At 40.8% G+C, this 10,691-nt stretch carries 7 protein-coding genes and 1 pseudogene; all 8 read right to left on the minus strand.

Translation table 11 applies throughout. The annotated features are described in order from the left end of the window. Positions 1-81: 81 nt before the first annotated feature. Complete coding sequence (locus tag JFC10_RS07420) at positions 82-1,530, minus strand: UDP-glucose/GDP-mannose dehydrogenase family protein (protein ID WP_198332288.1); 1,449 nt, start codon at positions 1,528-1,530, stop codon at positions 82-84. A 40-nt stretch (positions 1,531-1,570) separates the two neighbouring features. Then, on the minus strand, positions 1,571-3,238 hold the full coding sequence (gene pgi, locus JFC10_RS07425) for a glucose-6-phosphate isomerase (protein ID WP_198332289.1): 1,668 nt from the start codon (positions 3,236-3,238) through the stop codon (positions 1,571-1,573). A gap of 3 nt (positions 3,239-3,241) precedes the next feature. Next, entirely contained in the window at positions 3,242-4,114 is an 873-nt protein-coding gene (locus JFC10_RS07430) for a UTP--glucose-1-phosphate uridylyltransferase (protein WP_198332290.1), read from the minus strand. A gap of 68 nt (positions 4,115-4,182) precedes the next feature. Next, positions 4,183-5,478: a glycosyltransferase family 2 protein gene (locus JFC10_RS07435; RefSeq protein ID WP_198332291.1), complete on the minus strand. Its 1,296-nt coding sequence runs from the start codon at positions 5,476-5,478 to the stop codon at positions 4,183-4,185. A gap of 489 nt (positions 5,479-5,967) precedes the next feature. Then, positions 5,968-6,452, minus strand: a pseudogene (locus JFC10_RS07440) (2-dehydropantoate 2-reductase N-terminal domain-containing protein); the annotation flags it as partial. A gap of 56 nt (positions 6,453-6,508) precedes the next feature. Next, on the minus strand, positions 6,509-7,924 hold the full coding sequence (locus JFC10_RS07445; RefSeq protein WP_198332292.1) for a mannose-1-phosphate guanylyltransferase/mannose-6-phosphate isomerase: 1,416 nt from the start codon (positions 7,922-7,924) through the stop codon (positions 6,509-6,511). A gap of 462 nt (positions 7,925-8,386) precedes the next feature. Then, positions 8,387-9,346: a GDP-L-fucose synthase gene (gene fcl, locus JFC10_RS07450; RefSeq protein ID WP_227698020.1), complete on the minus strand. Its 960-nt coding sequence runs from the start codon at positions 9,344-9,346 to the stop codon at positions 8,387-8,389. A 2-nt stretch (positions 9,347-9,348) separates the two neighbouring features. Continuing rightward, a complete protein-coding gene (gene gmd / locus JFC10_RS07455) occupies positions 9,349-10,467 on the minus strand; it encodes a GDP-mannose 4,6-dehydratase (protein WP_198332293.1) in 1,119 nt (372 codons plus the stop codon). Between the last annotated feature and the right edge of the window lie 224 nt (positions 10,468-10,691).

The raw sequence follows: 10,691 nt of genomic DNA on the forward strand, positions 1-10,691 counted from the left end.
GTGATTTCGATTAAAAATCAAAAAAAAGCTCGCTGATAATTATCAACGAGCTTTTTTGATGACAGAAAAACTGAAATAAAGCTATTTAGACCGACCAATGCCCATATAGTCACCTACCAGACTATCGATCTGCAATCGTGTCAGTGCATTTTGCGCATCAAATACTGGCATCGCGTGTTGATTAAGCTTGGCAATATCTAGTTGATCTTGTGGCGACCAACTAATGATAAAAATCGCCTGTGCGGCACTTAGCTGCTGATAAGGATTATTAATCAATTCAAGCAATGGCTGCTGCTTATAAAGCGCAGCAAGTTCCGTTTGCGCTTTATCACTATAAACCAGCGTGCGAATATTGTAAGACCATAATAACGCTAGTAATGGATGTATGGCTGAGCCTGCGGTACGTCCTGAGCCTGATTTATAACTACCGCCCCAAATCATCACCGTTTTATTGTCAATAAATCCATCAAAATATTGCCAGAATTTGCGGAATATCAGCTCTTTTTGATCTTCGTTAATGTGCATGACTGACTGCAACAGCGGCATATCTAAACTGTGCATTTGGCTGGACTGCTGTAACTTCGCCAATTCGGTGGGTAGTGTGTTACCACCAAAGCCCCAGCCTGCTTGCAGATAACTGCTGCCGACCCGCGCGTCTAGCCCCATGATACGACTGACTTGCTTGATATCTACCTGTTGACTGTCCGCCAAGCGTGACATCTCATTCATAAAACTCACTCGCGTCGCCAGCATCGCCATGATACTGCTACGGGCAAACTCTATCGTTGCGATATCAGCGTGATGAGCGGCACGCGCATGCTGCATTAACGGCTTCAATACTTCTAGATGCTGGCTACTGTTGGCTGTTTTTTCACCAAGTAACCATAGTGAAGGACTTAGCATTGAGCTATAAACATCACCGTCTTGCAAGAATACAAACGGCACATAGTAGACCCACGCGCGCTGCAAATTTTGCGCCAGTGCTGAGACAACCCCTAGTTTCTCAGTGCCACTTATAATCACGGGTAACGATTGCTGATGGCTGTGGTTGAAAGCGGTAATCCAGCTGGCTTCTGCCCATACTGGCTTGATACTGTCTAAAAACAACCAATAAAGCGCAATGGTGCTTTGGTCGTCAACCTTACCAATCTCATTGCTCTCATTGCTCTCATTGCTCTCATTGCTCTCATTGATGTGACGACTGTCACTAAAATTTGTCGTTTCATAATATTGTATTAACGTGTCAGCGCTAGCTGGTAATGCTGTACTGATAATAACCTGCTGCTGCTCATACATCTGCCATAGTGCTTGCAAATGATGCTCAAAGCCGTATTGTTGTATTTGCTGCCTCAATAGCTCAATATCTGCATAAAGATGCACGCGCTGACCTAGACTTGCCAGCACCACGGCGCTAGTAATGGCTTCAATGCTATGACCGATAAGCACACAAACTTGCTTGCTTGCAGTGCTCTGTGGTTTAGATTCATGCGTATATTTAGGTGTATTGTCATTTATAGAAACAGCGCTCATGCGTTCACCTTTAATGATTATCGACTTAGTAGCAAAGCGATCAAGACAGCTGCTGAATATGTTTTAACAGCTGGTTAGTGGAGCTGTCAAACTGACTCTCACCTGCTTGCTGCATGGCTTGATGTACGGACTCTGCCATTTGCTTACCCATCTCAACGCCCCATTGATCAAACGGGTTAACATCCCAAATGCTGGCCATGACATAGACTTTATGCTCATAAAGCGCAATCAGCGCTCCCAAACTATGCGGCGTCAGCTCATCGATCAGCAATGTCGTTGACGGCTGATTGCCACGGTAATATTTATATTTATCCGCGGCAGAAGCTACTTGAACCTCAGTCTCTTGAAGCGCGGCATTACCAAAAGCCAGCACTCGGCTCTGTGCTAGACAATTGGCTAAAGACAGCTCATGCTGCTGCTGTAATGGCGCGTTTTGCGATTGACCACTATAGCGGCGCACACAAGCAATAAAGTCACAAGACACTTGCTGTGTGCCTTGATGTAGCAGCTGATAAAAGGCATGTTGCGCATTGGAGCCAATCTCGCCCCATAAAATCGGGCAAGTATCATAATCAATATGATCACCGTGTTGGGTAACTGATTTACCATTACTCTCCATCTCAAGCTGGGTTAAGTAGCTTGGTAAATAGCTGAGACGACCATCATAGGGCAACACGGTATGAGCATTTACCTGTAAAAAGGTACTGTTCCAAACAGCAAGCAAACCCAACAATACTGGTAAATTTTTTGTAAAATCAGCCTGAGCAAAGTGCTCATCCATACTATGAGCCCCAGCCAATAATGCTTTAAACCCAGCCATGCCAATACGAATAGCAATAGCAAGACCAATCGCTGACCATAAAGAAAAACGACCGCCAACCCACTCCCAAAGCTGTAGCTGATGCTCAGGATGAATACCCCACACACTCATTTTTTCGCTGTTAGCGGAGATACCAATAAAGTGGCGGCGTAGCACACTGTCTTCAGTACCTGCACGCAGCTTGGCAGTGGCAAGCAGCCATGACAAGGCTGTCTTAGCATTAGATAACGTGTCAACCGTGCCAAATGACTTGGACGAGATGATAAACAAGGTCGTTTCAGGATTGAGGTGCTTGAGTAAATTATCAAGCTGAGTACCGTCCATATTAGAGACGAAATGTACTTCAATGTCGGTATCTGCCCACTCATCCAGCGCGGTCGTCGCCATAAGCGGGCCAAGGTCAGAGCCACCAACGCCAATATTAACCACATCCGTAATAGCTTTACCAGAAAATCCGCGCCATATACCACTACGGACACGTTCAGATAAACGTGCTACTTGCGACAGACTATCATGCACATCAGCGACGACATTTTGCCCATCAACGTCTAGTTTGGCAGACTCTGGCAATCGTAGTGCTGTATGCAAGGCAGCACGCTCCTCGCTGGTATTGACCATCGCACCTTGCATAAGTGCATCAATTCTTGTGGGCAATTCACAGCTATTTGCTAAGGTTAATAATTTTTCTAGCACAGCATCGTCAATACATTGCTTGCTATAGTCCATATATAGTGCACCAGCTTGGGTGCTAAAACGGATCGTGCGCTCAGTATCTTGCGTAAATAGTTTATCCAGCGACCATGGCTGTGCCGCTAATTCTTGCAATTGCTGCCAGTACTTAGAATTTCGAGCACTACTATACTTGTTATTATCTTTCGTATCGCTCATTGATTACTCTTCATTTGCTAGTTGCTGCTGAGCAAAATAGATAAATGCTTGCATGTATGAGCGCATATCGCCTGCATCATAGCTGTCGCCGCGCATGGTTGTGACATTCACGCCGTATTCACTAATCAAGGCATCAATGGCATCGGTCAGCTGAATTTCACCACCGACCGAGGCTTTGGTATTGGCTAGATAGTCAAAAATGTGATTACTAAAGACATAACGACCAACGACTGCTAATTTTGAGGGTGCATCAGCTAAGTTTGGCTTTTCTACAAATCCTGCCACCTTAAAGCTGGCATTTATATTTGCTTCATCATCTTCACTAAACGCTTCATTCAATTTGGCAATACCATATTTATGCACATCTTCATCAGCGACTTTATCAACCAATATCTGTGAATGATTATCTTCAGCAAAAGCATCAATCATAAAGGCTAAGTTATCATCAGCCATATCACCCGTAAAAGGATCGAGTACCACATCTGGAAGCAATACGGCAAAATCATGCTCACCAATAATGGGACGCGCAGCGAGTACCGCATGTCCCAAACCTAACGCCTTACCTTGACGTATCATCGAAACTGTCACATCTTCTGGTAACCAGTTTAAGCTATCGGCTAGCTCATCTTTACCTTTATGACGCAGCTGACTGTCCAGCTCGGCATTGATATCGAAGTAACTTTCAATCGCGCTCTTTTGTGCATGACCAATCAAGACAATATGCTTAATACCAGCAGCAATCGCCTCTTCAACCACATAGTGAATAGCGGGACGATTACCAAGTGGCAATAGCTCTTTTGGCACGGATTTAGACAATGGCAACATACGTGTACCGAAGCCTGCAACAGGGATGACGGCGTGAGTTATTTTTTTCATACTTCAATAATCCTATAAACTTAATATCTATAATTAGCAATTATAAAAAGCTTTGTCTAGGGTTCACTTCAAAGCTTACTCAATACTTCATGTGTGGCTAAGTTTTCTTTTAAATTCAGCATATCTACTTGAATGTTATCTGGTATTCCCGGAAATAATGCTTGCTTTGCGCTTACTTGTTGCTGAAGATTAGGCATAACTAGGCGAGATTTTTGGTAGAGTATATCTACGTGCCATAAGCGCCAAGCTTCCCAATAATCCAAACGAGCTAAAGCTGCTTCACGATTATAAACACCGAATTTTTCTGAGGTCATTAGGGAATTAGGACGATGACTAGCAATGGTTAACGGTTTTTTAATAACTGAGATTCCTTCATTACCATATACTAGCTTTAACCGTTCAAAGAACTCACTATCAGCGCCTGTGCGTACTATATGCCATAAGCCAGTTTCTTGTTTGACAGTCTGCAAACGAAACATAGGCGAAGCTGGATTTTGCCGCATAAAAGGATATATTTGACGAACATAATATTGACCATTATGATCTAACCTCAACCAATGTGAGGTCGTCACAATGATACTAGCATCCTCTAACAATGGTTGCACTTGCTCTGCAATTTTTTGTGGATGCGCCCAATCATCAGAATCTTGACAAGTTAAGAACTCACCAGTTGCATACTGCGATCCAATGCTTTTAGCCGCAAACGTCCCTACATTTTGTGGTAGAGCAATAACCTTAATAGTGTTATTGTCGTTACTTAAATACTGTAAACGCAGCAAGGTGTCATCTGTACTGGCATCATCAACCACTATTATTTCTAAGTTAGGCCATGACTGCTGTAACAGGCTATTAATACAGCTCTCTATCGTTTCACTGGCATTATAGGTGGTAACAATAACGGTCACTTTATGCAGCTGATTATGATCTTGAAATTTTTTTTGGTTATTCGATTGCGTTAATGCGCTTAGATTACTCACCGTGAAAGGCTGCGCTTCATCGTATAACCCTATTTGATTAAGCTGATGATGAGCAAACATTTGATTTAAATTGGCAAGCTTATCTAATAACTTATTACTAGAACTACTGTTAATAGTTAAATTATTATATAAACACCTATAATTAGTATAATCATGCTTCAAAGACTCTAGTAAACTAATATCAAGACTTAAGTCATATAAGCTGTACTTATGCTTTAGCGCTATATATAGGCCTTGATAGTAAGAACTATCTAAGCCGCCCGACTGTTCTTTCAAAAAATTAAATATCACTTCAGGATAGAAAGATATTGTCTCTTTAATAAACTCATGATGAAATTGACGGTATCGTTTATGATATAAGAGTTGTTCTATACGGTTTTTGGCCATATCGTCAGTTAAATCTTGACGTTTGATAGCAGCGATAGTAGACACTACCGTATGGCGCGGCGTCTTTACTGGCAACCATGATGAATATTCTAAGACAGTATGATACAAGCCTAAACGTGCTGCATACCAACGCCGTTTAGCAGTGGTATAACGCAGCCTAGGCTTTAACGCTGCTAAAGCATGAGTAAACTGTCTGTTTCTAACATATGAAAAGTATTTCAAATAAAAGCCTAATTAATAATCTGAACCAGATAAATCTCGAGTATATATTTTATCCAAGCTGTCTGCTAGCTCTTCTGAAAGTCGGTTAACTACTATGATATCTGACCTGCTCTTAAACGTATATAAGTCGTTTACAATCTCACATTCTAAGAAACTAGCTTCGTCAGACTTGGGCTCATAAATAATAACTGTAGTACCTAAGCATCATTGGTTAATAAGATATCAATATTTTCTGTAACCGCACAGTCTGCCACTATCTGCGCAAACCTCTGACTGCTCACCAACAACGATACGTGAAGGATAAAGATTATCGTACAGCGCCTTACTTTCTCGTAAAAACTCAGGAGAAAATAATAAATTCTCAACTCCAAGCTTCTTTTTAGTACGTTTAGTAAAACCTACAGGAATGGTAGATTTGATGATGATCATGGCATCAGCATTGACTTTCAATACATCATTAATGACAGCTTCGACGCTACTGGTATCAAAGCATTTGGTGTCTGTATCATAGTTGGTAGGGGCTATCATTACATAATCAGCACCCGTATAAGCCTGTATTTTATCTGTGGTTGCAAATAGCTCTTTGCGAGCTAGAAAGCTCTCTATTTTTTTGTCATCGATAGGTAACGACGCTGATTAATTTTATCTACTTTATCTTTATCAATATCTAAAGCGGTCACTGTATGCTGTTGGGCCAGTAAGACAGCATTCGATAGACCAACGTATCCTGCACCTACGATAGTTATTTTCATAAAAAACCTACTTATTATTTTTGATTGTCAATTTTCAAGTCTGTTTAAATAAGGTTTTATGTTCTACCATATTGATCTTTAAATCGAACGATATCATCTTCACCTAAGTATGATCCAACCTGCACCTCTATCACCTCAAGATCAACCTTGCCAGGGTTTTCCAAACAATGCGTAGATCCCAATGGTATATACACAGCCTCATTTTCAGTAACTAGATTTTCGTTACCATCAACGATGACTCTCGCTGTACCTGATACCACTATCCAGTGCTCAGCACGGTGATGGTGCATTTGTACAGAAAGCTTTTGACTGGGTTTGACCGTGATGCATTTGACTTGATAACGATGCCCACTGTCAATAGAGTCATATTTACCCCAAGGCCGATACACCTCGCGATGAACACTATATTCCTGACGTTTATCAGCCTTTAGTTGGTTGACAATACGCTTGACTTCTTGCGACTTATCTTTGGATGCGACTAGTACTGCATCTTTAGTTTGAACAACAATAGTATTATCCAAGCCCACTGTCGCTACTAATCCTGTCTCTGCAAATATATAGTTATTATGACTATCAACTGTCAGCACATCGCCTGTTATGACATTGTCATCTTTATCTTTATCAGAAACTTCCCATAAAGACGACCATGCACCTACATCGCTCCAACCAGCATCCATCGCAATGACAACTGCATTAGTCGTTTTTTCCATGACCGCATAATCTATTGACTCGGCAGGACAGTCAAAGAAACTCTCCTTATCTACGCGTATAAAATCCAAGTCAATATCAACACTTTGCATGGCGTTATTACAAGCATTATATATGTCTGGACGGTGACTTTTTAATTCATTTAAATAGTTTTGTGCTTTGAAGGCAAACATACCACTATTCCATAGGTATTTGCCACTATCTAGATAGGCTTTAGCTGTAGACAAGTCAGGCTTCTCAACGAACTGCTCAACTGTAAATCCTGATTGCCCACTAGCACTAGCATTGGGATTATATTTAATATACCCATAACCCGTCTCAGGAACCTGAGGCACAATACCGAAAGTAACGAGCTTATTTCGTTTCACATGTACTTGCGCTTGTACCACAGCTGTACGAAATGCATCCTCATCCAAGACCACATGGTCAGCCGCTAAAACCAGTAACGCAGGATTGTCTTTGTGCTTTGCTGCGTAAATAGCGGCAAGCGCAATCGCTGGTGCGGTATTTTTACCTGTAGGCTCAAGAATAATATTATGGTCTAATTGCCCTATTTGTCGCAGTTGTTCAGCAACGATAAAGCGATGCTCTTCATTACATATAACTAATGGCGGTAAGCACTCCAAACCTTTTAGGCGGAGAATGGTTGCCTGCAACATCGTTGTCTGACCATATAGCTTTTGAAACTGCTTCGGAAAGAGCTCACGTGATAATGGCCATAATCGGCTTCCCGTTCCACCTGCAATAATTATCGGTAGAATCATAATACTTATCCTAAATTGATTGGTACGCAGTTACTGATACTAAAAATACACTTTTTTATTTTCGTGTACATGAGCGTCATGGAGCAAATCATTTATCGTAAACCATCGATATTGGTGGTGCTGATCTACAGGAAGCGTATCAAAGCTAACCTCCACAATCAGCTGGTATCCTAGAGCTATATAGTACGTTGATATTTCACTATCAAACACGCCTAAAAAGCGTGTCTCATCCATCAAGAACTCTTGACCCAGCTCAGTATACGTCAAACGCTTGAATGTCTAGGCCAAACCTTCATTTTTACAAATACGACCACTAGGTACAAACCAATACCCCTGCGCTGGGCGATTATTCCTTCTACCCCATAACATCTGATCTTGAGCATTTTTAATCATCAAATCAATCGATACTAGTGGCATTTTTTGGACAATAGTTTGTAAATATTTTTATCTAAATGCATTGGATTATTTCCTAAAGCTTTCTTGATTGTCTAAAAACCAGTCATAAGTTTGCTTAAGACCTTGCTCTAAACCAATGCTGTATTGCCAGCCTAGTGATTTTAAACGATTGACATCCATCAATTTACGAGGTGTACCATCAGGTTTTGAACTATCCCACACAATTTCACCCGTATATCCTACGACCTTGGCAATCGTCTCTGTTAGCTCTTTAATCGAGCGGTCAACTCCTGTTCCGATATTAATGTGGCTTAACATCGGTTCTGTATATTTGTCATAAATTTTTTTATCTAAATTCATGACGAAAATACTAGCAGCTGCCATATCATCAACATATAAAAACTCTCTCATCGCTCGTCCAGTACCCCAAGCGATAACTTGAGGCAGTTGGTTAATTTTTGCTTCATGGAAACGCCTCAATAAAGCTGGAATAACATGACTGTTTTCTGAATGAAAATTATCGTTAACACCATATAAATTGGTCGGCATAACACTACGATAGTCGCGTCCATACTGTCGATTATAACTTTCAATAAGTTTAATACCTGCTATCTTAGCGATTGCATAAGGCTCATTTGTTTCTTCTAAAGTGCCTGTCATTAAGGCCGTTTCTTGCATCGGTTGTGCAGCAAACTTAGGATAAATACAGCTTGAACCTAAAAACAGTAGTTTTTGCACGTCATTTAGGTGCGCTGAATGAATAATATTTGCTTCAATCATCAGGTTTTCATAAATAAAATCAGCAGGATAGTTATTATTGGCCTGTATTCCTCCTACTTTAGCTGCAGCAAGATACACCTCGTCTATTCTATTTTTATGAAAAAAGTCTAGCACTTGTGATTGATTGACAAGGTCAACCTTACCTCTATCACAAGTAATGATTTCAACATCATTACTGAGTGATAGTTGTCTAGTAATGGCTGAACCCACCATTCCCTTGTGTCCTGCGACAAATACCTTTCTCATATTTATTGCTCTACAGATAGTGGAATCTCATAACCATGTAACTTTAGTAATGCATGGCGCTTAGCCGCTTTTAGGTCTGCTCGTACCATCTCTGCACACATTTCTTGTACCGTAATCTCTGGAGTCCAGCCAAGCTTTTCTTTCGCCTTAGTTGGATTACCGAGCAAGGTTTCTACTTCAGCTGGACGGAAGTATCTTGGATCAATCCTTAGAATCACATCATCTACATTAAGGGCTAGTGCGTTATCACCTGATATTTCAGTGACGATACCAACTTCATCGACGCCTTCACCTTCAAAGCGTAAGGTAATACCTAGTTCAGCTGCCGACCAGTTAATAAATTCTCTTACGCTATGCTGCACACCCGTTGCGATGACGAAGTCTTCTGCAACGTCTTGCTGTAGCATCATCCACTGCATACGTACGTAATCTTTGGCGTGTCCCCAGTCACGCATAGCATCAATATTACCCATATAAAGGCACGATTCTATACCTTGAGCAATATTTGCTAGTCCACGAGTAATCTTGCGAGTAACGAATGTCTCACCACGTCGTGGAGATTCATGGTTGAACAAAATCCCATTGCAAGCATACATACCATAAGCTTCACGATAGTTCACTGTAATCCAGTAAGCATACATTTTTGCTACAGCATAAGGTGAGCGTGGATGAAAAGGTGTCGTCTCACTTTGCGGGGTTTCTTGTACTAAACCGTAGAGCTCAGAAGTGCTGGCTTGATAGAATCTAGTCTTTTTTTCCAATCCCAAAAATCGAATCGCTTCTAGCAAACGTAGCGTACCAATAGCATCGACATCAGCAGTATATTCTGGTGATTCAAAGCTCACCGCTACATGACTTTGAGCACCTAGATTATACACTTCATCTGGCTGTACTTCAGATAAGATACGCGTTAAATTAGAGGTGTCAGTAAGATCTCCGTAATGAAGGTATAGTTTCTTATTCTTTTCATGAGGATCTTGATATATATGATCAATACGCTGAGTATTCAAGGATGAGGCACGTCGTTTAATACCATGAACTTCATAACCTTTTTCGATTAAAAGTTCCGCAAGATAACTGCCGTCTTGCCCCGTAATTCCTGTGATAAGTGCTTTTTTCATTAGATTCCTAAATTAAAAAAATTTAATTTACAAAATTTATATTTGGTTGTTAAAATCAGATTTTTTATAAACTCATATAAAAAATTACACCAATACTTAAATTTAAACCAATTCAAAAATACAGAAACCTCACCATTAAGTACGCTTAAACTTGGTATAATTTCTATGAATATTAGACCTCTTGCAAAAGTCAGATATTAAGCTCAAGATTTACCAGTCCTGCG

Source organism: Psychrobacter aquimaris (assembly GCF_016107525.1).
Lineage (GTDB): Bacteria > Pseudomonadota > Gammaproteobacteria > Pseudomonadales > Moraxellaceae > Psychrobacter > Psychrobacter aquimaris.